This is a genomic window from Microbacterium sp. OVT16B (genome assembly GCF_019969705.1).
Taxonomy (GTDB): Bacteria; Actinomycetota; Actinomycetes; order Actinomycetales; family Microbacteriaceae; genus Microbacterium; species Microbacterium natoriense.
The window spans coordinates 2,431,519-2,456,692 of the sequence record NZ_JAHXZA010000001.1 but is presented as its reverse complement, the minus strand read 5'-3'; the positions used below and the strand labels follow the sequence as shown (position 1 = coordinate 2,456,692).

Annotated in this window: 23 protein-coding genes; 13 read left to right on the top strand and 10 right to left on the bottom strand. The window is 70.4% G+C overall.

What is annotated here, in order from left to right:
• Position 1: 1 nt before the first annotated feature.
• Entirely contained in the window at positions 2–3,676 is a 3,675-nt protein-coding gene (locus LC438_RS11745; RefSeq protein ID WP_223586670.1) for a multifunctional oxoglutarate decarboxylase/oxoglutarate dehydrogenase thiamine pyrophosphate-binding subunit/dihydrolipoyllysine-residue succinyltransferase subunit, read from the bottom strand.
• Positions 3,677–3,837: 161 nt separating this feature from the next.
• On the opposite strand from LC438_RS11745, the gene LC438_RS11740 reads away from it, so the two are divergent.
• The 3 genes from LC438_RS11740 to LC438_RS11730 all read left to right on the top strand — a co-directional run bounded on the left by LC438_RS11740 (position 3,838) and on the right by LC438_RS11730 (position 7,863).
• Complete coding sequence (locus tag LC438_RS11740; RefSeq protein WP_223586669.1) at positions 3,838–5,292, top strand: GuaB1 family IMP dehydrogenase-related protein; 1,455 nt, start codon at positions 3,838–3,840, stop codon at positions 5,290–5,292.
• A gap of 196 nt (positions 5,293–5,488) precedes the next feature.
• Positions 5,489–6,805 carry a hemolysin family protein gene (locus LC438_RS11735; RefSeq protein WP_105676507.1) on the top strand — a complete coding sequence of 439 codons (1,317 nt, stop codon included), beginning with the start codon at positions 5,489–5,491 and terminating at the stop codon, positions 6,803–6,805.
• A complete protein-coding gene (locus tag LC438_RS11730; protein ID WP_105676509.1) occupies positions 6,802–7,863 on the top strand; it encodes a hemolysin family protein in 1,062 nt (353 codons plus the stop codon). The genes LC438_RS11735 and LC438_RS11730 overlap by 4 nt, the downstream gene beginning before the upstream one ends.
• Positions 7,864–7,881: 18 nt before the next feature.
• On the opposite strand, the gene LC438_RS11725 is transcribed toward LC438_RS11730, so the two are convergent.
• Positions 7,882–8,949, bottom strand: coding sequence for an NADH:flavin oxidoreductase/NADH oxidase (locus LC438_RS11725; RefSeq protein ID WP_105676511.1), 1,068 nt, complete (start codon positions 8,947–8,949; stop codon positions 7,882–7,884).
• Between the two features lie 57 nt (positions 8,950–9,006).
• Here LC438_RS11725 and LC438_RS11720 point away from each other — a divergent pair, with 57 nt between their 5' ends.
• From LC438_RS11720 to LC438_RS11710, 3 genes are read left to right on the top strand one after another with little or no spacing between them, the layout of a single operon-like run.
• Positions 9,007–9,849: an NAD(P)H-hydrate dehydratase gene (locus LC438_RS11720; protein ID WP_105676512.1), complete on the top strand. Its 843-nt coding sequence runs from the start codon at positions 9,007–9,009 to the stop codon at positions 9,847–9,849.
• A complete protein-coding gene (locus LC438_RS11715) occupies positions 9,846–11,084 on the top strand; it encodes a hypothetical protein (protein WP_223586668.1) in 1,239 nt (412 codons plus the stop codon). Before LC438_RS11720 ends, LC438_RS11715 begins: the two co-directional genes overlap by 4 nt.
• 2 nt (positions 11,085–11,086) lie before the next feature.
• Complete coding sequence (locus tag LC438_RS11710; RefSeq protein WP_105676514.1) at positions 11,087–11,416, top strand: thiamine-binding protein; 330 nt, start codon at positions 11,087–11,089, stop codon at positions 11,414–11,416.
• Between the two features lie 39 nt (positions 11,417–11,455).
• On the opposite strand, the gene LC438_RS11705 is transcribed toward LC438_RS11710, so the two are convergent.
• Positions 11,456–12,478, bottom strand: a complete 1,023-nt coding sequence (locus LC438_RS11705; protein WP_223586667.1) for a S9 family peptidase — start codon at positions 12,476–12,478, stop codon at positions 11,456–11,458.
• Positions 12,479–12,507: 29 nt separating this feature from the next.
• Between LC438_RS11705 and LC438_RS11700 the strand changes: the two genes are divergently transcribed.
• Genes LC438_RS11700 through LC438_RS11685 form a run of 4 tightly spaced genes read left to right on the top strand, consistent with a single transcriptional unit; the run spans position 12,508 to position 15,742 of the window.
• Positions 12,508–13,098: a GNAT family N-acetyltransferase gene (locus LC438_RS11700; protein ID WP_223586666.1), complete on the top strand. Its 591-nt coding sequence runs from the start codon at positions 12,508–12,510 to the stop codon at positions 13,096–13,098.
• Positions 13,095–13,883 (top strand): PaaX family transcriptional regulator, encoded by a 789-nt coding sequence (locus LC438_RS11695; protein ID WP_223586665.1) that lies wholly within the window; start codon positions 13,095–13,097, stop codon positions 13,881–13,883. Before LC438_RS11700 ends, LC438_RS11695 begins: the two co-directional genes overlap by 4 nt.
• A 26-nt stretch (positions 13,884–13,909) precedes the next feature.
• Positions 13,910–15,130: an MFS transporter gene (locus LC438_RS11690; RefSeq protein WP_105676518.1), complete on the top strand. Its 1,221-nt coding sequence runs from the start codon at positions 13,910–13,912 to the stop codon at positions 15,128–15,130.
• Positions 15,131–15,139: 9 nt separating this feature from the next.
• On the top strand, positions 15,140–15,742 hold the full coding sequence (locus LC438_RS11685; RefSeq protein WP_105676519.1) for an NUDIX domain-containing protein: 603 nt from the start codon (positions 15,140–15,142) through the stop codon (positions 15,740–15,742).
• Here LC438_RS11685 and LC438_RS11680 read toward each other — a convergent pair.
• The 3 genes from LC438_RS11680 to LC438_RS11670 form a co-directional block, all read right to left on the bottom strand.
• On the bottom strand, positions 15,719–16,927 hold the full coding sequence (locus LC438_RS11680) for a homoserine O-acetyltransferase (RefSeq protein ID WP_223586664.1): 1,209 nt from the start codon (positions 16,925–16,927) through the stop codon (positions 15,719–15,721). The two genes, LC438_RS11685 and LC438_RS11680, sit on opposite strands and share 24 nt — an antisense overlap.
• Positions 16,928–16,986: 59 nt before the next feature.
• The gene (locus LC438_RS11675; protein ID WP_105676522.1) at positions 16,987–17,916 is read right to left on the bottom strand and encodes an endonuclease/exonuclease/phosphatase family protein; all 930 of its coding nucleotides are present in this window, start codon (positions 17,914–17,916) and stop codon (positions 16,987–16,989) included.
• A gap of 135 nt (positions 17,917–18,051) precedes the next feature.
• Entirely contained in the window at positions 18,052–19,374 is a 1,323-nt protein-coding gene (locus LC438_RS11670; RefSeq protein ID WP_105676523.1) for a bifunctional o-acetylhomoserine/o-acetylserine sulfhydrylase, read from the bottom strand.
• 276 nt (positions 19,375–19,650) lie between these two features.
• Between LC438_RS11670 and LC438_RS11665 the strand changes: the two genes are divergently transcribed.
• The 3 genes from LC438_RS11665 to LC438_RS11655 are packed head-to-tail and all read left to right on the top strand — an operon-like array spanning position 19,651 to position 21,753.
• On the top strand, positions 19,651–20,433 hold the full coding sequence (locus tag LC438_RS11665) for an SDR family oxidoreductase (RefSeq protein ID WP_181155960.1): 783 nt from the start codon (positions 19,651–19,653) through the stop codon (positions 20,431–20,433).
• Positions 20,433–21,143, top strand: a complete 711-nt coding sequence (locus LC438_RS11660; RefSeq protein ID WP_223586663.1) for a uracil-DNA glycosylase — start codon at positions 20,433–20,435, stop codon at positions 21,141–21,143. Before LC438_RS11665 ends, LC438_RS11660 begins: the two co-directional genes overlap by 1 nt.
• 4 nt (positions 21,144–21,147) lie before the next feature.
• Complete coding sequence (locus LC438_RS11655; protein WP_105676526.1) at positions 21,148–21,753, top strand: GNAT family N-acetyltransferase; 606 nt, start codon at positions 21,148–21,150, stop codon at positions 21,751–21,753.
• 15 nt (positions 21,754–21,768) lie between these two features.
• Here LC438_RS11655 and LC438_RS11650 read toward each other — a convergent pair whose 3' ends face one another.
• Genes LC438_RS11650 through LC438_RS11635 form a run of 4 tightly spaced genes read right to left on the bottom strand, consistent with a single transcriptional unit; the run spans position 21,769 to position 25,164 of the window.
• Complete coding sequence (locus LC438_RS11650) at positions 21,769–22,563, bottom strand: ABC transporter ATP-binding protein (protein WP_105676527.1); 795 nt, start codon at positions 22,561–22,563, stop codon at positions 21,769–21,771.
• Positions 22,560–23,351, bottom strand: coding sequence for an ABC transporter ATP-binding protein (locus tag LC438_RS11645; protein ID WP_105676528.1), 792 nt, complete (start codon positions 23,349–23,351; stop codon positions 22,560–22,562). The genes LC438_RS11650 and LC438_RS11645 overlap by 4 nt, the downstream gene beginning before the upstream one ends.
• Complete coding sequence (locus LC438_RS11640) at positions 23,348–24,217, bottom strand: ABC transporter permease (RefSeq protein WP_105676530.1); 870 nt, start codon at positions 24,215–24,217, stop codon at positions 23,348–23,350. The genes LC438_RS11645 and LC438_RS11640 overlap by 4 nt, the downstream gene beginning before the upstream one ends.
• Entirely contained in the window at positions 24,214–25,164 is a 951-nt protein-coding gene (locus LC438_RS11635; protein ID WP_105676531.1) for an ABC transporter permease, read from the bottom strand. Before LC438_RS11635 ends, LC438_RS11640 begins: the two co-directional genes overlap by 4 nt.
• Between the last annotated feature and the right edge of the window lie 10 nt (positions 25,165–25,174).

The window sequence follows — 25,174 nt, the reverse complement described above, 5'->3', positions numbered from 1 at the left end:
CTCAGACGGTGAGCGCCTCGCGGATCAGCGTCGCCTGCTCGGCCGCGTGGACCTTCGACGAGCCGGTCGCGGGGGAGGCCGACGCCGCGCGGGCGACCGGGCGGAACGTGCGGTCTCCGGGGACGTCGGCGAAGGCCAGAGCCAGGAACGGCCAGGCGCCCTGGTTCTCCGGCTCCTCCTGCACCCACACCAGCTCGGCGTTCGGGTAGGAGTCGGTGATCGCCTTCAGCTCGTCGATCGGGGTCGGGTACAGCTGCTCGAGACGGACGAGCGCGACCTCCGGGTTCGGGTTCTTCTCGAGATCGGCGCGGAGGTCCCAGTGGACCTTGCCCGAGTGCACGAGCACCCGCTTGACAGCGCTGCGGTCGAGACCGCGGTCGTCGTCGATGACCGGCTCGAAGCGCCCGCTGGTGAACGCCTCGACGGGGCTGGTGGCGCCGCGCAGACGCAGCATCGCCTTCGGCGTGAACACGATCAGCGGCTTGCGCGGACGTGCGTAGGCCTGACGGCGCAGCAGGTGGAAGTGCGAGGCGGGGGTCGACGGGCGGGCCACGATCATGTTCTCCTGCGCGCACAGCTGCAGGAAGCGCTCGATGCGCGCCGACGAGTGGTCGGGACCCTGGCCCTCGTAGCCGTGCGGGAGCAGCAGGGTCACGCTGGACTGCTGGCCCCACTTCTGCTCCGCGGCGGAGATGTACTCGTCGATGACGGACTGGGCGCCGTTGACGAAGTCGCCGAACTGCGCCTCCCACAGCACGAGCGCCTCGGGCGCCTCGACGGAGTAGCCGTACTCGAAGCCGAGGGCGGCGTACTCGCTGAGCAGCGAATCGTAGACGAAGAAGCGGCCCTGGGCGTCGGAGAGGTTCGACAGCGGCAGCCACTCCTGGCCGTTCGCGCGGTCGTGCAGGGTCGCGTGGCGCTGCACGAACGTGCCGCGACGGGAGTCCTGACCGGCGAGACGCACCGGAGTGCCCTCCACGAGCAGGGAGCCGAAGGCGAGCAGCTCGCCGAAGCCCCAGTCGATGCCGCCGTTGCGGCTCATGTCGAGACGCTTGTCGAGCAGCTGCTGGATCTTCGGGTGCACCGTGAAGCCCTCGGGCTTGTTCACGAAGGCATCGCCGATGAGCTGGATGACCTCCTTCGCGACGCCGGTGACCTCGGGCGCGCCGATCTGCTCGTCGACGGGCAGCAGGTCGGGGGCGATCGGGGTCGCACCGGTCTCGGCGGCGTGCGTCTCGGCGAACGCGATCTCCAGACGGTTCTGGAAGTCGGCCTTCGCCTGGTCGTACTCCTCCTCGGTGATGTCGCCACGTCCGACGAGGGACTCGGTGTAGAGCTTGCGCACCGAGCGCTTCGCCTGGATGAGGTCGGTCATCAGCGGCTGCGTCATCGAGGGGTCGTCTCCCTCGTTGTGGCCGCGGCGGCGGTAGCAGACCAGGTCGATGACGACGTCGCGGTGGAACCGCTCGCGGTACTCGAACGCCAGCTGTGCGACGTGGATGACGGCCTCGGGGTCGTCGCCGTTCACGTGGAAGACCGGCGCCTGGATCGTCTTGGCGACGTCGGTGGAGTACACCGACGTGCGGCCGTCGTTCGGGGTCGTGGTGAAGCCGACCTGGTTGTTCACGACGACGTGGATGGTGCCGCCCGTGCGGTAGCCGCGCAACTGCGACATCTGCAGCGTCTCGACGACGACGCCCTGTCCGGCGAACGCGGCGTCGCCGTGCACGAGGATCGGCAGCCAGGTGAAGGTGCCGATGGGCTTGCGGTCCTGCTTCGCGCGGGTGATGCCCTCGAGCACTCCGTCAACGGTCTCCAGGTGCGAGGGGTTCGCCGCGAGGTAGACGGGCAGCTGAGCGCCGTCCTCGGCGATGAAGGTGCCCTCGGTGCCGAGGTGGTACTTCACGTCACCGGAGCCGCGCTGGTTGCCCGGGGTCTGGTGTCCCTCGAACTCCTGGAACACCTGGCCGTAGGTCTTGCCGGCGATGTTGGTGAGGACGTTCAGGCGGCCGCGGTGGGCCATGCCGATCGCTGCACCCTCGAGTCCTGCGTTCGCGGCGCCCTGGAGGATCTCGTCGAGCAGGGGGACGAGGGACTCGCCGCCCTCGAGGGAGAAGCGCTTCTGGCCGACGAACTTGGTCTGCAGGAAGGTCTCGAACGCCTCGGCCTCGTTGAGCTTGCGGAGGACGCGGAGCTGCTCGTCATGACCGGGCTTCTGGTACTTGACCTCCACCTTCTCCTGGAACCAGCGGCGCTGCTCCGGGTCCTGGATGTGCATGTACTCGATGCCCAGCGTGCGGCAGTACGAGTCGCGCAGCACGCCGAGGATGTCGCGCAGCTTCGCGATGCGACGTCCGCCGAATCCGCCGGTGACGAACTCGCGGTCGAGGTCCCAGAAGGTGAGGCCGTGGTTCTCGATCTCGAGGTCGGGGTGCGAGCGCTGCACGTACTCGAGAGGGTCGATGTCGGCCATCAGGTGTCCGCGGACGCGGAACGAGTTGATGAGCTCCTGCACGCGAGCCTGCTTGTCGACGCGCTCGGCGAGGTCCACCGCGATGTCGGCGTTCCAGCGGATCGGCGCGTAGGGGATGCGCAGGGCGGCGAAGATGTCGTCGTAGAAGCCGCGCTGCCCGATGAGCAGCTCGTGCACCTTCTTCAGGAACTCGCCGGATCCGGCGCCCTGGATGACGCGGTGGTCGTAGGTGCTGGTGAGGGTGATCGTCTTGCCGATCGCCAGCTCGTTCAGCGTCTTGTCGCTCGCGCCCTGGAACTCGGCGGGGTACTCGAGGGCGCCGGCGCCGATGATGCAGCCCTGGCCCTTCATCAGACGCGGCACGGAGTGCACGGTGCCGATGCCGCCGGGGTTCGTGAGCGAGACCGTGGTGCCCTGGAAGTCGGCGGCGGTGAGCTTGTTGTTGCGAGCGCGGGTGACGAGGTCCTCGTACGCGACGAGGTACTCGCTGAACGTCATCGTGTCGGCGCGCTTGATGCTCGGCACCATGAGGGCGCGGGTGCCGTCGGGCTTGGGGAGGTCGATCGCGATCCCGAGGTTGACGTGTGCGGGGGCGACGACCGAGGGCTTGCCGTCGATCTCGGCGTAGAAGACGTTCTGGCTGCGGAACTCGTCGAGCGTGCGGATGAGCGCCCAGCCGATGAGGTGCGTGAAGCTGATCTTGCCGCCGCGGGTGCGAGCCATGTGGTTGTTGATGACGATGCGGTTGTCGATCATCAGCTTCGCGGGAACGGTGCGGACGCTGGTGGCGGTCGGAACCGTGAGCGACTCGTCCATGTTCGCGGCGAGGGTCTTGGGCAGTCCGCGCAGCGGGGTGACCTTGTCCTCTTCGGCCGCGTCGACTGCCGTCTCCTTCGCCTCGGGCTTCGGCGCCTGGGCGGGGATCGGGGCGGCTGCTGCGGGCTTGGCCGTGGTGCGTGCGACGGGCTGCGCGCCGATGACGGGGATCGGAGCCGTCACGGGGTGCGCGGGCTGAGCGGGAGCGGGAGGTGCGGCTGCGGCGGTGCCGGTCGCGGCATCCGACTGGTACTTCTCCAGGATCGGCCACCACTCCTTGTCGACGGAGTCGCGGTTCACCTTGAACTGCTCGTAGAGCTCTTCGACGAGCCAGGAATTGGCTCCGAACCCCCCGTCGCCCCCGACGCCGGTCACCTGGTTCGACACGCTCGATCGCCCTCTTTCATCGCTGAATCTCAACGTGTGCTCGCAAGGACGCAGGATGCGCCCGGGTCTGCACACTCTCGACCCACAAGCCTAACGTGTTTCCCCCGGGGATTCGTCGTCGCGGCGCGCCAAGATGCCGATGATCTCGGTACCGTGGAGTCATGGAGTTCGCAGGCAAGCAGCCCACCGTCGATCTGACCTATTCGGACGTGTTCCTCGTGCCGCGCCGATCCGGCGTGACGAGCCGTCTGCAGGTCGATCTCGCCCCGAACGACGGCACCCCGGCGACGCTGCCGCTGGTCGCCTCGAACATGAACTCCGTGACGGGGCCGCGGCTCGCCGCGGTGCTCGCGCGACGCGGTGGGCTCGGGGTGCTTCCGCAGGACATGCCGCTGCAGGACCTGGACGCCGCGATCCGCGACGTCAAGGACCAGCCGGTGCTCTGGGACACGCCCCTCGTGCTCCCGCCGACGGCATCCGTCTCCGAGGCGCTCCGACTGCTCCCCGCGACCGCGGGGCACGGCATCGTCGTGGCGAAGGGGACGGCCCCCTACACGGTCGAGCAGATCCTCGGCATCCTGCCCGCCGCACGCCTTGCGACCGCGCTGACGGATGCTCAGCTCGGGGATCTCGTGCACACGGGCACGCCCTCGCTCGACGCGGACGACATCGGCTCCGAGCGGCACGCGTTCGACGTGATCACCGATGCCGGTGTCGAGATGGTGACGATCGTCCGCCACGGACACCTGGTCGGCACCCTCAGCGCTCGCAGCGCGCTGCGATCGACCCTGTACCGCCCCGCCCTCGACACGGACGGCCGTCTCGCGGTCGCCGCGGCCGTCGGCATCAACGGCGACGTGGCGTCCAAGGCCCGTGCGCTGGCCGCGGCCGGTGTGGACGTCCTCGTCGTCGACACCGCGCACGGGCACCAGGAGGGGATGCTGCGCGCGCTGCGCGAGGTGTCGTCGCTCGACCTCGGACTGCCGATCGTCGCCGGCAACATCGTCACCGCCGACGGCGTGCGCGACCTGGTCGACGCCGGAGCGACGATCCTGAAGGTCGGGGTCGGCCCCGGCGCGATGTGCACGACGCGCATGATGACCGCCGTCGGGCGTCCGCAGTTCTCCGCCGTGCTCGAGACCGCCGAAGCAGCGCGGTCGCTCGGCGCCCACGTCTGGGCCGACGGGGGAGTGCGCTACCCGCGCGACGTGGCGCTGGCGCTCGCCGCGGGAGCCGCGTCGGTCATGGTCGGATCCTGGTTCGCCGGCACGATCGAGGCGCCGGGCGAGCTGCAGCGCGATGCGGACGGGCGGATCTTCAAGGAGTCCTGGGGCATGGCGTCGACCAAGGCCGTCCAGGCCCGATTCGGTCGGCTGGACGCCTATGAGCGCGCGCGCAAGGAGCTCTTCGCCGAGGGCATCTCCTCGTCGAAGATCTACCTCGACCCGCTGCGTCCGGGCGTCGAGGATCTGCTCGACATGATCACCTCCGGCGTCCGCTCCTCGTTCACCTACGCCGGTGCGTCGTCTGTGGCGGAGTTCCACGACCGCGCGCTCGTGGGTCTTCAGTCGGCGGCCGGCTACGAAGAGGGCAAGGCCCTGCCCGTCAGCTGGTAGTCGCGCCGCGAGAACCTCGTCGCGCGGGGTGCTGCGCCCGAGCCGCTGTCGGCACGAGAGGCTCAGGAGAGGGCGGGCGCTTCGGGCGTGCCTGACCCTCAGCCGGATTCTGTACAATCGTGCTCACCATGGACGACCCTCCCAGTTGCAGTACATCGCCCCACCGCCCGCCTCTCGATAGCGAGAGGAACCTCTGATGGATTACATCCTGTTGGGCGTGGGGCTCCTGCTCACAGTCGGGACCGGCCTGTTCGTCGCGAGCGAGTTCGCGCTGGTCAACCTCGACCGTGCCGAACTCGAAGCGCGTCAGGCTCGCGGCGAGACCCGGCTCTCCCTCACGATCCGTGCGCTCAGGCACACGTCGACGCACCTGTCGGCGGCGCAGCTCGGCATCACGTTGACGACGCTCCTCACCGGATACACGATGGAGCCTGCGCTGTCGAACCTCCTGCGCCCGACCTTCGTCGCGTGGAGCATCCCCGAGGCGGCGATCGCGCCGATCTCGACCGTCGTGGCGATGGTCGTGGCGACCTCGCTGTCGATGATCCTCGGCGAGCTCGTCCCCAAGAACTTCGCCCTCGCGCTGCCGCTGGCGACGGCGAAGATGGTCATCCCCTTCCAGGTGGCGTTCACGACCGTGTTCAAACCGGCCGTGGTCGTGCTCAACGGGAGCGCGAACGGCGTGCTGCGCAGCATGGGCGTCGAGCCCAAGGAGGAGCTCTCCGGCGCCAGGACCGCCGAGGAGCTCTCCTCGCTCGTCCGCCGTTCCGCCATGGCCGGCCTGCTCGAAGAGGACACCGCGACGCTGCTCGACCGCACTCTGACCTTCGCACGGCTCACCGCCGCCGACGTCATGACGGCACGACCCAGCATGCACGCGATCGCCGCGGGTGATTCGGCCGATGACGTCATCCAGCTCGCTCGGCGCACCGGGCACAGCCGCTTCCCCGTGTACGACGACGACCTCGACGACATCACCGGCGTGGTCCATCTGAAGGCCGCCATCTCGGTGCCGCGCGACCGTCGCTCCGAGGTGCCGGTGGGCGCGCTCGCCACCGAGCCGCTGCGCGTGCCGGAGACGGTGCACATCGACGGACTCATCTCCGAGCTGCGGGCCCGCGGCTATCAGCTCGCCGTCGTCGTCGACGAGTACGGCGGCACCGCGGGTCTGGTCACCCTCGAGGACCTCATCGAGGAGATCGTCGGCGAGGTGTCCGACGAGCACGACCGCACCCGCGCGGGCGTCATCGTCGGTCGCGACGGCGTGACCTTCCCCGGCGAGCTGCGACCGGACGAGCTGCGCAGCCGTGCGGGCGTCGAGGTGCCCGAGGGCGATGTCTACGACACCGTCGCCGGCTACGTCATGAGCGTCCTCGAGCGCGTGCCCGCGGTGGGCGACGAGGTGCCTCTCGAATCGGGTGTGCTCCAGGTCGTGCGCATGGACGGCCGACGGGTCGACCGCATCCGCTACGTCCCGAGATCAGAGGACGCGGATGAGGAGGTGACCCGATGAGCGATTGGGCGGGAATCGTCTGGCTCGTGGTGCTGCTCATCGGCAACGCCTTCTTCGTCGGCGCCGAGTTCGCCGTCATCTCGGCTCGTCGTTCGCAGATCGAGCCGCGCGCGGAGCAGGGCTCCCGCTCGGCCAAGACGGCGCTGTACGCGATGGAGCACGCGACGCTCATGCTCGCGACCTCGCAGCTGGGCATCACGATCTGCTCGCTGCTGATCCTGAACGTCTCCGAGCCGGCGATCCACCATCTGCTCGCCGCTCCGCTGCATGCGTTCGGGTGGACGGATGCCGTCGTCGACGCCGTGTCCTTCACGATCACGCTGCTGATCGTGTCGTTCCTGCACGTGGTGTTCGGCGAGATGGTGCCGAAGAACCTCGCGTTCTCGCTGCCGGACCGCGCCGTGCTGCTGCTCGCCCCGCCGCTGGTCTGGGTGTCGAAGGTCTTCATGCCGGTCATCTGGGTGCTCAACGCCGCCGCGAACGGCGTGCTGCGGCTGTTCCGCGTGGAGCCGAAGAACGAAGCAGCGTCGACGTTCACCCTGGGCGAGGTGGCGACGATCGTCGACCAGTCCCGCCGCGAGGGCGTGCTGGCCGACTCGGCGGGCACCGTGGCGGCCGCCGTCGAGTTCACCGACAAGAAGGCGCGCGACGTCGCCGTGCCGCTGAGCGATCTGGTGACGCTGCCGCAGTCGACGACGCCCGACGACATCGAGAAGGCGGTCGCCCGCTACGGGTTCTCCCGCTACGTGATCGTCGACGCCGAGGACACCCCGATCGGGTACGTCCACCTCAAGGACATCCTGCGCGCCTCCGAGGGGCCGAACGCCGAGGTGAGGATGGCCGAGCCGCTGCCGGCGAAGCGCATCCACCACATGGTGCCGGTGCAGGAGGACACGGACCTCGAGGATGCGCTCGCCGTGATGCGCCGCGCCGGACGCCACCTGGCGAAGGTGCGGAACGCGGAGGGCGAGACCACCGCCGTGCTGTTCCTCGAGGACATCCTCGAGGAGCTCGTCGGCGAGGTCCAGGACGCGACCAGGAGGGTGCGCGGTCACTGACCGCGCGCCCTCCGGGGCTCAGCGCCAGCGGGCGCGCTCGTACTGGGGAGGCCAGGTCGTCTGCGCGTCGAGCTCGTGCGCGGCGCGGAGCCCGAAGTGCGGATCGCGCAGCCACTCCCGGCCGGCGAAGATCGCATCGGCCGCACCGTCGACGAGCACCTGCTCCGCCTGCTCGGCCGCGGTGATCAGTCCGACCGCCGAGACGGGGACCCTCCCGCCTCGGCGCACGGTCTCGGCCAGCGCGACCTGGTAGCCGGGGAAGACGTCGATCCGCTGATGAGCGACGAGCCCGCCGCTGGACACGTCGATGAGGTCGGCGCCGTGCTCGGAGGACCACGTGCCGACAGTCGTCGCCTCCTCGGCTGTGAAGCCTCCGTCGGCGTGGTCGGTCGCCGAGATCCGCACGAACACGGGCACGTCGGCCCCCGCCTCGGCGCGGACGGCGTCGATGACACGGAGCAGCAGCCTCGCCCGGTTCTCCAGCGAGCCACCGTACTCGTCCTCCCGGAGGTTCGACAGGGGGGAGAGGAACTGGTGCAGCAGGTAGCCGTGCGCGCCGTGGATCTCGAGCACGTCGAACCCGGCGTCGAGCGCGCGACGAGCGGATGCCGCGAAGGCCTCGACCACCGCGTCGATCCCGGCGCCATCCAGAGCGCGGGGCTCGGCGAAGCCGTCGAAGGCCACGGCGGAGGGCGCGAGAGTGGTCCAGCCACCCTCTGCGGCGGGCACCGAACCGCGCTCCGCCGCCCACGGCCACCACGTCGACGCCTTGCGCCCGGCGTGGGCGAGCTGGATTCCGGCGGCGGCGCCGCGGTCGTGGATCGCCTGCACGATCGGCGCCCACGCATCGCGCTGCTCGTCGTTCCACAGGCCGGCGTCGCGCGGCGAGATCCGCCCCTCGGGGACGACCGACGTCGCCTCGGCGATGATGAGCCCGGCCCCGCCGGACGCGAACTGGGCGAGGTGCGTGTGGTGCCACTCCTGCACGACGCCGTCGACCGCGCTGTACATGCACATGGGTGAGACCCAGAGCCGGTTGCGGAGGGTGACGGATCGGACGCTCAGGGGAGAGAAGAGGATGCTCACTCCTCCGACGCTAGCCGCTGCGGGAGGTACCGAGGGTCGTCGCACTAACGTGGAGTCATGGTCGATGTCCGAGAGTGGTCGCGGAGCGATACCGCGCGCTTCCTGAGAGCGCCCTCGGACGCCGTTGACAAGTATTCGCGCGGCGTCGTCGCCCTGCGCACAGGGTCGGACGCCTACCCGGGCGCGGCCGTGCTGGGCGTCGAGGCTGCGTGGCGGGCGGGGGCCGGCTTCGTGCGGTACGTCGGGCCGGGCCGGGCAGCGGATGCCGTGCTCGCGCGCCGCCCTGAGACGGTGATCGCCCAGGATGCCGGTCGTTCGCGCGTGGGCGCGTGGGTGATCGGGTCCGGCACCGATGCCGCTCTGCGTACCGAGGAGGAGACGACCGCGCTGCGGGAGGTCCTCGCGGACGCCGCGCCCGTCGTGGTCGACGCGGGTGCTCTCGATCTCGCTCTCGGCGCGGCGGCGCCGTTCGTGGTCACCCCGCACGCGGGGGAGTTCGCGCGTCTTCGGGAGAGTCTGCGGCTGCGCCCTGCAGATCAGAGCCCTGAATCGGCGGTCGCCGAGGTCGCTGCAGCGCTCGGCGGCACCGTGCTGCTCAAAGGCGCCCGCACGCTCGTCGCCGATCGCGACGGGGTCGTCCTGAGCGTCCGAGAGAGCACCGGCTGGCTCGCCACGGCGGGCACCGGCGACGTCCTCGCGGGGGTCATCGGCGCACTGCTCGCGGCGTGCCCTGAGGCTCCGATCGCGGAGATCGCCGCCGCCGGCGCCTGGCTTCACGGCCGCGCGGGCAGGCTCGCCGCGGGAGTCATCGGCACGGAGGCGACCGGTCAGGGGCATCCGATCGTCGCCCTGGACGTCGCCGCCGCGCTTCCCCGTGCGATCGGGGACCTGCTCTCGTGAATCGCTCCGGCGACGTCCGACTGGTCGGGCTCTGGACGGCCTTCCTGCTCGTGCACCTGTTCACGGTCGTCGTGGGCTGGGTGTACCCGAGCCAGCCCATGGGCGACGTGGTGCTCGTGTACGAGCCGTGGGCGGCATCCGCCCTGTCGGGTGGACCGATCGTGGGTGTCACGGAGACCTGGGTGTATCCGCAGCTCGCCCTCCTGCCCATGCTGCTGGCCAAGGCGATGTCGCTGCCGCTCATCCCGGCTCTCGGCGCATCGAGCGCCTATCTCCTCGCGTGGGCGGCGATGGTGACGGCCCTCGACGCGATCGCCTTCGGCGTGCTGCTCGGGCGCTCTCCGGCACGACCGCGACGTGTCGCCGCATGGTTCTGGATCGTGGCCCTGCTCCTTCTCGGCCCCATCGCGCTGTACCGCATCGATGCCGTGACCGTGCCGCTCGTGGTGATCGCCGGGCTCTGGCTCACCCGTCGCCCCGCGCTCGCCGCCGCGCTGCTCACGGTCGGCGCGTGGATCAAGATCTGGCCGGGAGCCCTGCTGCTCGCGGCCGTCGTGGCGTTCAAGGCGCGGGTGCGAATGCTCCTCGCCGCCGCATCCGTCACCGCCGCGGTGATCGTCGCGCTGTACCTGCTGGGGGCCCGGCAGGAGATCCTCGGGTTCCTCTCCGAGCAGACCGGCCGCGGCCTGCAGATCGAGGCGGTGGCGGCGACGCCGTTCCTCTGGCTCGCCGTCGCCGGTTCGGCGCGCATCGAGTACAGCTACGACATCCTCACCTTCCAGATCTCGGCGCAGGGGGCGGATGCTGTCGGCGCCGCGCTCACCCCGCTGATGGCGCTCGTCGTCCTCGTCATCGCCGTGATCGGCGCCGTCAAGGCCATACGCGGGGCGGATTTCTCCCGGCTGTTCCCGCCGCTCGCGCTGTCGCTGGCGACGACGCTCATCGTGATGAACAAGGTGGGGTCTCCGCAGTTCCAGACCTGGCTGCTCGCGCCGGTCATCCTCTGGCTCGTGCTCGATCGCGTCAGAGCGAAGGCACCCGCAGGGGTCGTGCTGGCTCTCGCGCTGCTGACCTGCCTCGTGTATCCGCTGAACTACGACGCCCTGCTGCGCGCAGAGCTGCTGCCCGTCATCGTGCTGTCGCTGCGCAATGTCCTCCTCGTCGTCCTCTTCATCCTCGGCATCCGCGCGCTGCTGCGGGTGCCAGCCCGCCCCACATCGAACACCAGGGAGTGAACATGCTCATCGCCTTCTCCGTCGCCCCGAGCGGCACACCGTCCGGAGGATCCGAACGCGACGACGCGTCGGTGCACGACGCGGTCGCCGCCGCCGTCCGCGTCGTCCGCGAGTCGGGACTCCCGCACCGCACCACGAGCATGTTCACCGAGATCGAGGGCCCGGACTGGGACTCCGTGATGGATGTCGTGAAGCGCGCCACCGAGGCGGTGATGCCGTTCGGCTCCCGCGTCTCGCTCGTGCTGAAGGCGGACATCCGCCCCGGCTACTCCGGCGAGCTCGACGCCAAGATCGAGCGCCTGGAGGCGGCGATCGACGAGTCCGCCGAATAGCGCCGCGCCAGACGAACTGCCCCGAAGGGTCTCGGAGTCTCAGTCGATGGCGCGGAGAGAGCCCGTGTAGGCGTCGATCACGCCCAGAGCGAGGAGAGCTCTCGGCCACACCGTGCCGATCAGTGTTCCGACGAACGCGTTGTCTTCGACGACCGGACGCGCCAGGGAGTGCGCCGAGTCGACCCGACGCACGCTCAGCGCCGAGCCGAAGACGTCGCGGTAGACGCGCTCGGTCTCATCGACGTCGACGTTGCGGTCGTGCTCGCCGATGAGGAGGAGGACCGGGATCTCCCGCACCGCGGAGGCGCGGAGGTCCGCGGTGGCGTCGGCGTGCATGTTGCGGGCGACGAACGCCCATCGCTCGGCGGTCATCGGCGGATCGTCGGTGGTGATCTCGCGATACTCCTCGTACGAGGCGCCGCGGTCGAGGAGCCCGCGCACGGCGTCGCTCTCGGCGATGGCCTGCGCGCGGGCGGCTTCGGTCGCGTTCTCGTGGTCGAGGTCGGCGAGGAGATTGAATCGACCCTGCGTGAGCCAGTTGATCGCCGTCCCCGCCGCGACCACGCCGTCGATGTCGTCGCGCGCGGCCACGACCTTCGGCATGACCCACCCCGCCTGGCTGGCTCCCCACAGGATGATCCGCTCGGTCGGGATGCCGGCCTGGCCCAGGGCCCAGTCGATGGCGACGCTCACCTCGGCGGCGCGATCGTCCATCGACTGGTCCAGCCAGTCGCCTGTCGATCCGCCGACTCCCGGCTTGCTCCAGGAGAGCGTTGCGAATCCCGCGTCGGCCGCGCCCTCGAACCAGGGGGAGTACAGGCCGTCCTGCGTCGCGTCCACGGCGCTGTCGCCGTGCACCATGACGACGAGGCCTCGGGGCGAGTCGGTGCGCGGCATGGTGAGCACGCCGTCGAGTCGACCGTCGGGGGTCGGGATCTGCACCGCGGTCTGGGTGAAACGGTAGTCGTTTCCGAGGAGCACCACGCCCGCGGCGGCGAGCACCACGGCGAGGACGATGCCGGCGATGATGACGGGCTTTCGCCAAGAGTTCGAATTGCGCACGAACGTAGCCTATCTGATAGAAATGAACCATGAACGCTGTGCAGATCGACCTCGGATTCGACGAGTCCGAGCGGGAGCACATCGGCGCGCTGTACTGGGAGGCGTTCCGGAGGAAGCTGCGTCCCGCCTTCGGCGACGATGCCGTGGGGCTCCGCGTGATCCGTGCGGCGATGCGCTCAGATCGGATGCTCGTCGCGCGATCCGAGGGAGGCGTCGTCGGCGTGTGCGGCTTCCACGCGGATGGCACCGGCGCCGTGGAGCTGAGCATGAAGTCCCTGCGCAGCCACCTCTCGACCGGGGGAGCGCTGCGCGCGGCACTCGTCCTCAGCGTGCTCGCTCGCGATGAGCATCCCGGCTCGCTCGTGCTCGACGGGATCTGCGTCGACGCCGCCCAGCGCGGTGCAGGCATCGGCACCTCTCTTCTCGATGCCGCAGAGCGTCTTGCCAGGACCAGGGGTGCGACGTCCGTGCGGTTGTCGGTGGTCGACAGCAACCCCCGCGCCCGCGCGCTGTACATGCGTCGAGGCTTCGTGCCGATCGAGTCGGGCGCTCTGGGTCTGCTGGGGTTCGTGTACGGTTTCGATCGATACACGGTGCTGACCAAGGAGCTGTCTTCATGACCGACCAGATCTCGCCGCGCACCCTGATCGAAGCGCACCTGCCGTTCGCCGGCGAGGTCGACCTCGCTCTGATCTACGCCACCGCCAACGAGCTGGGGATCGAGGACCAGCCCGTGAGGCTGGCGCTCAGGCGCCTCATCTCCGCCGGTGAGGTCGAGCAGCGCGGTCGCGGACGTGCGGGAGTCGTCGAGCTCACGGAGTCCGGACGAGCACGGCTGGACATCGACCGGATCGCGGTCCGGCTGGCCTTCGCCCAGGACGCGGGGCAGGCGCCCTGGGACGGATTCTGGCGGCTCCTCGGCATCAGCGCACCGGAGTCGCACCGTGCGATCCGCGACGCGTTCCGCAGAGACATCGTGAGTCTCGGGGCCGCTCCCTTCTCGACGGGCCTGTACGTGACGCCGCACGACCTGACCGCGTTCCTTCCGGCCGGCGCCGGTCCGTATCTCGTGACAGCCGCATCCGGCGACCTCACGATGAGGGGGGTCACGGATCCGCAGGAGATCGTGGAGTCGCTGTGGCCGGCGCAGCCCACCCTCGCTGCGTACGCGGAGCTCGATCGCGCGCTCGTGGCCCTGCCTGCGGGGTTGTCGCCGGTCGCCCGCCAGCTCCGCCTGGCCGATGCGTTGGAGCTCGCGCTCCGAGACGACCCGCTGATCCCGAGCGAGCTGCGTCCCGATCCGTGGAGACCCGCAGGGACGAGGCGCCGCTGGCTGGATCTCTGGGACGCCGCTCGCGGCCACGACGGCGCGGAGCTGATCTACCGCGGCTGGCTGCCCGAGTGATCGCGCGCGACCGGTAGTCTTTACGGGTGAATCCCTCGACTGACACGAGGGGTGCGGCGAAGAGGGCGCTCCTCTCTCTCGCCATCGGCAGTTTCGGCATCGGCATGACCGAGTTCGTCGTGATGGGCCTGCTCCCTGACATCGCCGGCGACCTTCTGCCGACCCTGTGGGCGTCGAGCCCGGAGGACGCGCTGAGCCAGGCCGGCTGGCTGATCTCCCTCTACGCGCTCGGTGTGGTGGTGGGTGCGCCGACGATCGCCGGGTTCGTGGCCCGCTTCCCTCGGCACCGTGTCATGATCGGCCTCGCCCTGGCACTCACCGTCTTCAACGCCCTCACCGTGGTGCTGCCGACGTTCGAGCTCGTCGGGGCCTCGCGCTTCCTCGCCGGCCTCCCGCACGGAGCCTATTTCGGCATCGGCGCTCTCGTGGCGGCCGACGTCATGGGCCCGGGCAACAGGGCCAAGGGCGTCGCCTTCATCCTGACCGGCCTCACGGTCGCGAACGTCGTGGGCGTGCCGCTCGGGACCTTCCTCGGCCAGCAGTGGGGCTGGCGCGCCGCGTTCGGCGTGGTCGCCCTGGTCTTCGCCCTCGCGACGCTGTGCATCTCGTTCTTCGTGCCGGAGCACCCGGGCGAGCCGGGGCGCACGATGCGCTCCGAGCTGCGGGTGTTCCGCATCCCGCAGGTGTGGTTCGCCCTCGGCGTCGGCGCCATCGGCTTCGGCGGATTCTTCGCGGTCTACAGCTACATCGCCCCTCTCGTCACGGAGGTCGCCGGTTCGCCGGAGTGGGTCGTGCCCATCGTGCTCGTCCTGATGGGGCTCGGCATGACCGGAGGCAACATCGTCGGGGGTCACCTCGCCGACATCGATCTCCGGCGCACCCTGCTGTTCGGCCTCGCGATCATGGCGGCCGTGTTCGCGCTGCTCGCCGCGCTCTCGTTCTGGATCGTGTCTCTCGCCGTGCTCGTCTTCGTCGTCGGATTCGTGTCCTCGGTCCTCGCTCCGACGATCCAGACCCGCCTGATGGACGTGGCCGAAGACAACCAGTCGATCGCCGCGGCGCTCAACCACTCGGCGCTCAACATCGGCAACAGCATGGGGGCGTTCCTCGGCGGCCTCGTGATCGCCGCGGGCTGGGGCTTCACCGCGCCGTCGTGGACCGGCGCGGCGCTCGCGGTGGCCGGACTGCTGATCGCCCTGCTCTCCTTCCGCGTGGAGTCGCGGAAGACGGCGATCGTCCGGTCGTAGAGTGTGGGGGTGGACGCCCCCGAAGACCTTCCCGTCGCCGGAACCGTCGTGCTGCTGCGCGACACCGATGCCGGTCCGGAGACGCTGCTCATGCGCCGCCCTGACCGCGGCTCGTTCGCCGGTGCGTGGGTGTTCCCCGGTGGAGCGGTCGAGGCATCCGATCGGGCACCCGGCGGGACGGAGCAGGAGGACGCGCGCAGGGCGGCCGCCCGCGAGGCGTTCGAGGAGGTCGGGGTCGTCATCGACGATCTGACGGTGCTGTCGTGCTGGACACCGCCCGCCGAGGCCCCGAAGCGCTTCCGCACCTGGTTCTTCCTCGCCACATCCCTCGACGACGAGGTGCGGCCCTCTGCCGCCGAGGTCGCAGACGTGGCCTGGGTGCGACCTGCGGACGCGCTCGCGCGGCACGGCGCGGGGGAGTGGTCGCTGTTCCCTCCGACGTGGATGACGCTCCACGGTCTGCTCGGGTTCGCACGAGCCGCGGACGCGATCACGACCGCGGAGGTCGCGTTCTACCGCACCCGCATCGACGGCTCGGCGTTCCGGTGGGACGGGCTCGCCCTCGAGACCAGGACGCTGCCCTGGACCCTAGCTGCCGAGCAGCCGTCGTAGGTGGCGGCCGACGGCATCTGTCTCGATGAGGAAGCCGTCGTGGCCGAAGTCGCTGGTGAGCACGACGGCGTCGTTTCCGTCGAGCGTGTTCGGGATGCTGCGGGCGATGCGGTGCTGCCCGTCGACGGGGAACAGCCGGTCGCTGTCGATCCCGAGGACGAGCGTCGTCGCGGTGACCGTGCGGAGCGCCTCCTCGACGCCGCCGCGGTCGCGACCGACGTCGTGCGAGTTCATGGCCTCGACGAGAGTGATGTAGCTGTTCGCGTCGAAGCGCCGCGTGAACTTGTTGCCGTGGAAGTCGAGGTACGACTCCACGGCGAAGCGTCCGCCGTGGCCGAGCGGCGACACGTCGGACTGCCACGAGCGCTGGAAGCGCTGGTTGAGCTCGATCGGGCTGCGGTAGTTCAGCAGAGCCATGCGACGAGCGAGGGCGAGCCCCCTGTGCGGGCCGTCGCCGTCTGCGAGGTCGTAGTACTCACCGCCCTGGAACCGCGGATCCATCCGCACGGTCTCGAGCTGGACCGTGTTCAGGGCGATCTGGTCGGCCGTGGTGACCGGAGGCGAGGAGAGCACGGCGAGGCGATCGACGCGCTCGGGGTGGGAGATCGCCCATTCGAGCGCGTGCATGCCGCCCATCGAGCCGCCGATGACCGCGGCCCAGGTGTCGATGCCGATCGCGTCGGCGAGGCGCACCTGCGCCGCCACCTGGTCGCGGATCGTCAGGTACGGGAACCGCGAGGCCCACTCGTAGCCGTCGGGGGCGATGCTCGCCGGGCCCGTCGAGCCCTGGCATCCTCCGAGCATGTTGGGCGCGATCACGAACCACTCGTCGGTGTCGAGGGGGGCGCCGGGACCGACGATGTCCTCCCACCAGCCGGCGGTCGGATGCCCTGCCCCCGCGTCGCCGCGGAGGTGGCTGTCTCCGGTGAGGGCGTGCAGCACGAGGATCGCGTTGCTGCGCGCGGCGTTCAGCTCGCCCCAGGTCTCGAAGGCGAGTCGGATGCCGGGCAGCTCCACACCGCTCTCCGTGCCGAACGTGCCGAAGGACGCGAACCTGCGTCCGCCGATCGTGTCGCCGTCGCGCCAGGCCCCGGTCGCCGGGGGGCGTGCGCGCAGAAGGCGGACGTCGGCCTCCGTCACCGGCGCCGACGGCACCGTGTCCTCAGAGGTCGTCTGCCAGTCCATGGTTCCATTCTCGCCCGGGCGGCGGGCCCCGCGGCGAAGGTTACGCGGAAGGGTCGCGGCTATCGGCCGAGAACGGTCTTCGTGGCGAGGTGATCGCTGTTGCCCGCCGGGAGTGTCGTGGACGAGATCGTGCTCAGCCCCCGGGTGAAGACCTGATCGATGCGGGTGAGGGGGAAGGCGGCGGGCCAGGTCAGCCCCAGGCTCGCATCGGTGGGGCGCACCCAGTCCAGCTCTCCGCGCAGGGGGTTCAGCGCGGGATCCGTCGACGCCGCGTTGAAGTCGCCGACGACGATGAGGGATTCCGCAGGGTCGGCGGCGACGGTCGCCGCCAGCCCCGACAGCATGGTGTCGCGGGCGTCCTGATGCCCGGGTCGCACGGACGCCGCGTGCAGCACGTAGACCTCGGTGGCGGCATCCGGAGCCTCGACCGTGACCCTGATCGCCCGCTTCCATCCGAGGCCGAGGGTGAGGGGCTCGGCATCCGCCAGCGGATACCTGCTCCAGATCCCCACGGTGCCCACCGCGTAGGAGTGCGGATAGCGTTCGGCGAGCGCGCCTTCGGCGACGGCGAGGCTGTCGCCGTCGAGCTCGACCAGCGCGATCACGTCGGCGCCGGTGTCGGCGAGCTCGTCGGCGGATGCCGCGGCGCCGCCGGAGTGCGCCCGGACGTTCTGGCTCACGATCGTGAGGGCGGGAGTGCCGGCGGCCCCGAAGGAGGGAAGGGCGGGCGCCATCGCCATGGCCCAGACGACGACGGGGACGAGCAGGACGAGGAGCACGCGGCGGGCGAGCAGCAGCGCCAGCACCGCCACGACGAGCAGCGCCGCGCCGAGCCACGGCAGCGCTGCGGCTCCGGCAGTGCCGATCGGCCCGGGAATCCATGTGCACACGACGGCGACGAGCAGGAGGAAGCAGGCGACGGCGAGGGTCCGCGCGGCCCGCGTCCGGGGTCTCCGGACCACGGCGGTCCGGGTGTCGGCGTCGATCATGTGCTCCTCACGGCAGGGCGGGGTCTTCCATTCTCGTGGGCCCCGCCTGTGCGCCTGCCGAGCAGAGGTCGGCGCGGCCGCACGCAGAGATGCCCCGAGCCGAAACCCGGGGCATCTCTGCGTCTGTGGAGGCGATCAGGCGCGTGCAGCCTCCGACACGCGGCGAGCCGCGGCGAGGGCCTGGTCGAGATCGGCCTTCAGATCGTCGATGTTCTCGATGCCGACCGACAGGCGTACAAGACCCGGCGTGACGCCGGCGGTGAGCTGCTGCTCGGGGGTGAGCTGCGCGTGCGTGGTCGATGCGGGGTGGATGACGAGCGAGCGCACGTCGCCGATGTTGGCGAGGTGGCTGAACAGGGACAGGCTGTTCACGAACTCGCGGCCGGCCTCCACGCCGCCCTTCAGCTCGAAGGAGAGCACGGCGCCGACGCCCTTGGGGGCGTACTCGTTCGCCTTGGCGTACCAGGGCGACGACGGCAGTCCAGAGTAGTTGACGGTCGCGACGTCATCGCGGTTGTCGAGCCACTCGGCGATCTCCTGTGCGTTCTGCACGTGGCGCTCGATGCGCAGCGACAGCGTCTCGACGCCCTGGATGAGGTTCCAGGCGCTCTGCGGGGCGATGGCCGAGCCGAGGTCGCGGAGCAGCTGCACGCGGGCCTTGATGATGTAGGCGAGGGCGTCGCCGACCGCGGCCGTGTAGCTGGCGCCGTGGTACGAGGGGTCGGGAACCGTGAGGCCGGGGAACTTCTCGACGTTCTTCGACCACTCGAACTTGCCGCCGTCGACGATGACGCCGCCGATGGTGGTGCCGTGGCCGCCGAGGAACTTCGTCACCGAGTGGATGACGATGTCCGCACCGTGCTCGAACGGGCGGATCAGGTACGGCGTGGCGATCGTGTTGTCGACGATGAGCGGCACTCCGCTCTCGTGCGCGATGTCGGCGACGGCGCGGATGTCGAGGATGTTGATCTGCGGGTTGCCGATCGTCTCCGCGAAGAACAGCTTGGTGTTCGGGCGGACGGCGCGACGCCACTCCTCGGGGTCGTCCTGGTTCTCGACGAAGGTGACCTCGATGCCGAGCTTGGCGAGCGTGTACTTGAAGAGGTTGTAGGTGCCGCCGTAGATCGAGCTGGAGGCGACGAAGTGGTCGCCGGCCTCGGCGATGTTCAGGATGGCGAAGGTCGACGCCGCCTGGCCGCTGGAGAGCACGAGGGCGCCGGTGCCCCCTTCGAGGGCCGCGAGGCGCTGCTCCAGGACGTCTTGGGTCGGGTTCTGGATGCGGGTGTAGATGTTGCCGAACTCGGCCAGGGCGAAGAGGTTGGCTGCGTGGTCCGCGCTGTCGAACACGTAGGACGTGGTCTGGTAGATCGGCGTGGCCCGGGCCTTGGTGACGGGGTCGGGTGCGGCGCCGGAGTGGATCTGCTTGGTCTCGAAACGCCAGGTCTCGGGTGCGGACATGTGTTCCCCCTGGAACTGTTGAAGAGGTCTGTGGCGAATGCCGTTGCTGAGACAGTACGGAATATCGGCCGTTGTCAACAAGGACGGGGAAATGTGACGTAACACCCCGGAGGCATCCTCGGATGCTGGCCGCATCCATCATCGGAGTGCCGCAGATCGGCGCGGCCGTGGAAGAGGGCAGGGGAGCGGCTCCCGCTCCCGACGCGCAGTGACGGCAGGGAGACACGGTCTGAGGGTCCTGCCGCGCGATCCGCGCGTCCCGGATACGGTGGAGGCATGACAGGCAGACGTGCAGTGGTGACGGGTGCGAGTTCGGGGATCGGCGAGGCGACGGTGCGTGTGCTCCGCGCCCGGGGCTGGGACGTCGTCGGCGTGGCGCGACGCGCTGACCGGCTGGCGGCGCTCGCCGCGGAGACCGGTGCGCAGGTGATCCCGTGCGACCTCACCGATGCGGATGCCGTGGCCGCGCTCGTCGCGGATGTCGAGGCGAGCGGCCCCGTGCACGCTCTCGTGCAGGTCGCGGGCGGCGCCAGGGGCACCGACCGCATCGAGGACGCCTCGACCGAGGACTGGCAGTGGATGTACGACGCGAACGTGCTGTCCACGCAGCGCCTGGTCAAGGGCCTGCTGCCGCTCCTACGGCGAGCCGCCGCGGTCGACGGGCACGCCGACACGGTGTTCGTCACGTCGACGGCGGCGCAGCTCGCCTACGCCGGCGGAGGCGGCTACAACGCCGCGAAGGCAGCGGAGGCGATGCTGGTGCACGCGCTGCGCCTGGAGCTGAACGGCGAGCCGATCCGTGTGTCCGAGGTGGCGCCGGGCATGGTGCAGACCGAGGAGTTCGCGCTGAACCGTCTCGGCGGTGATGCCGTCGCCGCGGAGGCCGTGTACTCGGGAGTCGTCTCGCCGCTCGCCGCGAGCGACGTCGCCGACGTGATCGCCTACGCGCTCGATGCTCCCGGGCACGTCAACCTCGACCTCATCACGATGCGCCCCGTGGCCCAGTCTGCGAACCACCTGCTCGCGCGCGGCCCGCTGCGCGTGCGCACGGACGACTGATGCCGGGGCGGACCCTCGCGCAGCTCGCCGTCGACGGCGAGATAGACTCTGGCTGGGCCGAGGCGCTGTCGCCCGCGCAGGACGTGATCACGGAGCTGGGGGAGCGGCTGCGCGCGGAGCAGGCCGCCGGCCACGGATATCTCCCCGCGGGGGCGAACGTGCTGCGCGCTTTCCGCCGCCCGCTCAGCGAGGTGCGCGTGCTCATCACGGGTCAGGACCCCTACCCGACCCCCGGGCATCCCATCGGGCTCTCCTTCGCGGTCGACCGGGACGTCCGTCCGCTGCCCAGGAGCCTCGGCAACATCTACAAGGAGCGCGAGAGCGACCTCGGCATCCCCCCGGCCCCGCACGGCGACCTCACGGCCTGGAGCGATCAGGGCGTGCTGCTGCTGAACAGGGTGCTCACCGTGCGACCGGGCCTCGCCGCATCCCATCGGGGCTGGGGCTGGGAGAAGGTCACAGAGCTCGCCATCCGCGCTCTCGTCGCCAGGGACCGCCCGCTCGTCGCGATCCTCTGGGGACGGGACGCCGCGAACCTGCAGCCGCTCCTCGGCAGCACGCCGGTGATCGCGTCGGCGCACCCGTCTCCGTTGTCGGCGAGCCGGGGCTTCTTCGGCTCCCGTCCGTTCTCCCGCGCGAACGCCCTGCTGGAGGAGCAGGGCGCGGATGCCGTCGACTGGCGCGTCGACGGAGAGCAGCCTCTAGGCTGAGCGCATGCAGTTCGAACCGGGTGACCGCCGACGTGTTCTGCCGCGCCACCTGCGTCCGACTCCCGCCCCCGAGGTGTTCTCGTACTCGATCCGCCCCGCACGCGCCTCCGATCTCCCGCACGTCAGGGAGATCTACAACCACTTCGTGAGCAACTCGGTCGTCACCCTCGACGAGCGGCGCAGCTCCATCCCGTACTGGCGCGAGAAGTTCGCCATGCTGACGAGGCTCGGGCTGCCGTTCCTCGTCGCGGTGTCGCCGTCGGGTGTGGTCCTCGGGTACGCCCTCGCTCAGCCGTGGGCGGGCAAGAACGCCTACCGCTACACCGTCGAGGACTCGATCTACCTCGGCCCCGGGGCGGGCGGCAAAGGACTCGGCGGTGTGCTCCTGCAGGCGCTGATCGACGCCTGCCAGCAGCTCGGCATCCGTGAGATGGTCGCCGTGATCAGCGACAGCAAGGCGGAGGCGTCGATCAGGCTGCACGCGAAGCTCGGCTTCGTCGAAGCCGGACGGATGGGACGGGTCGGCCACAAGTTCGGGCGCGATCTGGGCACGGTGTACATGAAGAAGGCGCTCACGCCGACGGGGCGGCGGCGTCTGTTCGGACGCTGAGCGGCGCAGCGCGGGTCAGCGGTCGGGGTGCGGGATCACCGGTATGGCCGCCAGCAGGGTCCTGGTGTAGTCCTGCGTCGGCGACAGCAGCACCTCCGCCGTGGTGCCGCGCTCGACGACGGCTCCGTCCTTCATGACGACGACCGTGTCGCACAGGTTCTGCACGACCCCGATGTCGTGCGAGACCGTGATGAGCGTCAGCGACGTCGTGCGCCGGAGCTCGACGAGGAGCTCGAGGATCTGCGCGCGCACGGTCACGTCCAGCGCCGACAGCGGCTCGTCTCCCACGAGGATGCGCGGGCGGTGGACGATCGCGCGTGCCAGGGCGATGCGCTGACGCTGGCCTCCGGAGAATTCGTGCGGGTACCGGTCGGCCATGTCGGGCTCGAGCCCCACCTGCTCCAGCACCTCGCGAACCCTCGCGCGGCGGTCGCCCTCGATGCCGAGAGCCCACAGCGGCTCGCCGATGATGCGCCCTGCGGTCATCCGCGGGTCGAGGGAGGCGTAGGGGTCCTGGAAGACGAGCCCGGTCTGTCGCCGCAGCCAGTGCAGCGAGGTGGCGGACGCCGTGGCATCCACGGTGCGTCCGTCGACGGCGACCGTGCCCGACGTGGCGCGGTCGAGGCCGAGCAGCAGGCGGATCAGGGTGGACTTGCCGGAGCCGGACTCCCCGATGATGCCGACGGAGGAACCTTCGACGACGTCGAGGTCGGTGGGCTGGAGCGCCGTCTGGGTGCGCGTGCGCTCGAACGCGGACCTCTTCGGCACCACGAAGTCGCGGCGGAGCGCGCGTGCTTCGATGAGGCTCACGATGCTGCTCCATCCGGTCGCCAGAGCGTCGCGGTCGCATCGCGCAGCAGCCCCTGCGTGATCGGCGAGCGCGGTGCGCTGAGCAGGGTCGCCACCGGGGCGGACTCCACCACGCGGCCGTGCTCGAGCACCACGCCGTCGACGGCGACCTGTGCGAGGACGGCGAGGTCGTGCGTGATGAAGACCAGCGACATGCCCTGCTCCTCGACGAGGTCGAGGAGCAGAGAGAGGATCTCGGCCTGGATGGTGACGTCCAGGGCGGTGGTGGGCTCGTCGGCGATCAGCAGACGCGGTCGGCAGGCGAGGGCCATCGCGATCGCGACGCGCTGGCGCTGCCCTCCGGAGAGCTGGTGCGGATAGCGGTCGACGATCGTCTCCGGATCGGGCAGCCGCACGCGGGCCGCCTCGGCGATCGCACGCTCCCTGGCCTCGCGACGTCCGATGCGCTCGTGGATGCGGATCGACTCGGCGATCTGCCGTCCGACGGTGCGGATGGGGTTGAGAGCGGTGCGGGGCTCCTGGAAGACGATGCCGATCTCATCCCCGCGGAGCCGTGCGAGGTCCCTGTCGGGCATCCCGATCAGCTCGACGCCGTTCCAGCGGATGCTGCCCGATGCCGTCGCCCCGTCGGGGAGCAGACCGAGGATCGCCAGGGCGGTGAGCGACTTGCCCGAGCCGGATTCGCCGATCAGCCCCAGTCGTGATCCGTCGGGGACCTCGAAGGACACGCCGTCGACGACGCGGCGACCATCGATCTCGACGACGAGGCCGTCGACGCTCAGGCTCATGCGACCACCGCCGGGGTGTGGACCTCGGCCGCGCGGTGACGCAGCGTCGGATCGGTGGCCTCGCGGAGCCCGTCGCCCAGGAGGTTCAGCGCCAGCACGGTGATGGTGATCGCGAGACCCGGCCAGATGACCGAGAGCGGATGCACGCCGATGTAGCGCTGCAGGTCGGACAGCAGGATGCCCCAGCTCGGCTCGACGACGGAGGCGCCGAAGCCGAGATACGACAGCCCCGCCTCGGCGAGCACGGCGACGGCCATCGACCACGACAGCTGCACGATGAACACGGGAGCGACGTTCGGCAGCAGGTGCCGCACGAGGTTCTGCCTCGTCGTGAGCCCGGATGCTCTGGCCGCGAGCACGAAGTCGCTCTGCTGCACACGGCGCAGCTCCGGGCGGGTGACGCGGGCGATGTTGACCCCGAAGCCGATGCCCACCGACCAGATCACGACCCACAGCGAGCCGCCCCACACCGACGAGATCATCATCGCGATCAGCAGCACGGGGAAGGCGATGAGGATGTCGACGAACACGGCGACGGTCTCGCGGAGCCAGCGTGCGGTGAGCGCGCCGAGGGCCGCGAGGGCGACGCCCACGAACGTCGCCACGAGTCCGGCGCCGACGCTCACGAACACCGTCGTGCGCGCGCCGGCCATGATCAGGCTCAGGATGTCCCGCCCCGTGTCGTCTGTGCCGAGCAGGTGCGGCCAACCCGGTGGCATCCATCGGTCTCTGATCTCCGAGGCCTGGGGGTCGAAAGGCGTCCAGAACAGCGAGACGAGCGCGAGGAGCACGACGACCGCCACGACGACGAGCCCGAAGCGTCCCGTGGAGGTACTCCAGAGTCTGCGGAGCCACTGCGGGGTCATGCGGCCTCCCGCTGCCGAGGATCGATCGCGCGGTGGGCGAGGTCGACGAGGAAGCCGACGACCAGCACGAAGCCGGTGAGCACGAGCAGCTCGCTCTGCACCTTCACCAGATCCCGAGTGCCGACGTCGGCGACGAGCATCCGCCCGATCCCGGGGAGGGTGAACAGCTGCTCGATGACGACGGAGCCCACGATGATGCCGGCGACCTGCAGGCCGAGGACCGTGATGATGGAGAGGCCGACAGCGGGGATGCCGTGCTGGATCAGGGCGCGCGTGCGGGTGAGGCCCTTGGCTGCCGCGGTGCGGACGAAATCCTGCCCCGCGGCCTGGAGGGTGGCGCTGCGGACGAACCTCATGAGCATGGCGCCCTCGACGATGCCGATCGTGAGCGCGGGGAGGAGCAGCGACTCGATCGCCTTGCCCGGGGTCGACCAGCCGGTGCGGGGGAAGCCCTGAGGGGGCAGCCACCCCAGCCACACCGAGAACACGACGATGAGCATCATGCCCGCCCAGACCACGGGGACCGCGGCCAGCGCCTGCGCCCCGACGCTCAGGGCGGTGCCGCCGCGACGGCCGCGCTGCAGCGCGGAGAGCACGCCGAACGGCAGGGCGATCAGGACGGCGATGGACAGGGCCATGAGGCCGAGGGGGACCGTGACCTGTGCCTTGAGTGCCAGCTCCTCGCCCACGGAGGCGCCGGAGAGCAGCGACGTGCCGAGATCGCCGCGGAGGATGCCGCCGATCCACTCGACGTACTGGGCCGGCAGCGGGCGGTTGAGACCCAGAGACTCACGCAGGGCCTCGACCTCGGCGGGCGACGCCTGGGTGCCGGCGATGAGCTGGGCGACGTCGCCGGGGAAGACCCGCAGGGTCAGGAAGATGAGCACGCTCGACACGAGGAGCCCTGCGATGAGCAGGGCTCCTCGGACGAGCGCATAGCGGATCACGGAGCGGAGG

Excerpts from the sequence above, each read along its gene's own strand:
- LC438_RS11680 (WP_223586664.1), bottom strand. The coding sequence starts at position 16,927 with ATGGACTGGCAGACGACCTCTGAGGACACGGTGCCGTCGGCGCCGGTG.
- LC438_RS11735 (WP_105676507.1), top strand. The coding sequence starts at position 5,489 with ATGGATTACATCCTGTTGGGCGTGGGGCTCCTGCTCACAGTCGGGACC.
- LC438_RS11645 (WP_105676528.1), bottom strand. The coding sequence starts at position 23,351 with ATGAGCCTGAGCGTCGACGGCCTCGTCGTCGAGATCGATGGTCGCCGC.
- LC438_RS11695 (WP_223586665.1), top strand. The coding sequence starts at position 13,095 with ATGACCGACCAGATCTCGCCGCGCACCCTGATCGAAGCGCACCTGCCG.
- LC438_RS11720 (WP_105676512.1), top strand. The coding sequence starts at position 9,007 with ATGGTCGATGTCCGAGAGTGGTCGCGGAGCGATACCGCGCGCTTCCTG.
- LC438_RS11660 (WP_223586663.1), top strand. The coding sequence starts at position 20,433 with ATGCCGGGGCGGACCCTCGCGCAGCTCGCCGTCGACGGCGAGATAGAC.
- LC438_RS11675 (WP_105676522.1), bottom strand. The coding sequence starts at position 17,916 with ATGATCGACGCCGACACCCGGACCGCCGTGGTCCGGAGACCCCGGACG.
- LC438_RS11640 (WP_105676530.1), bottom strand. The coding sequence starts at position 24,217 with ATGACCCCGCAGTGGCTCCGCAGACTCTGGAGTACCTCCACGGGACGC.
- LC438_RS11700 (WP_223586666.1), top strand. The coding sequence starts at position 12,508 with ATGAACGCTGTGCAGATCGACCTCGGATTCGACGAGTCCGAGCGGGAG.
- LC438_RS11665 (WP_181155960.1), top strand. The coding sequence starts at position 19,651 with ATGACAGGCAGACGTGCAGTGGTGACGGGTGCGAGTTCGGGGATCGGC.
- LC438_RS11730 (WP_105676509.1), top strand. The coding sequence starts at position 6,802 with ATGAGCGATTGGGCGGGAATCGTCTGGCTCGTGGTGCTGCTCATCGGC.
- LC438_RS11655 (WP_105676526.1), top strand. The coding sequence starts at position 21,148 with ATGCAGTTCGAACCGGGTGACCGCCGACGTGTTCTGCCGCGCCACCTG.
- LC438_RS11710 (WP_105676514.1), top strand. The coding sequence starts at position 11,087 with ATGCTCATCGCCTTCTCCGTCGCCCCGAGCGGCACACCGTCCGGAGGA.
- LC438_RS11670 (WP_105676523.1), bottom strand. The coding sequence starts at position 19,374 with ATGTCCGCACCCGAGACCTGGCGTTTCGAGACCAAGCAGATCCACTCC.
- LC438_RS11740 (WP_223586669.1), top strand. The coding sequence starts at position 3,838 with ATGGAGTTCGCAGGCAAGCAGCCCACCGTCGATCTGACCTATTCGGAC.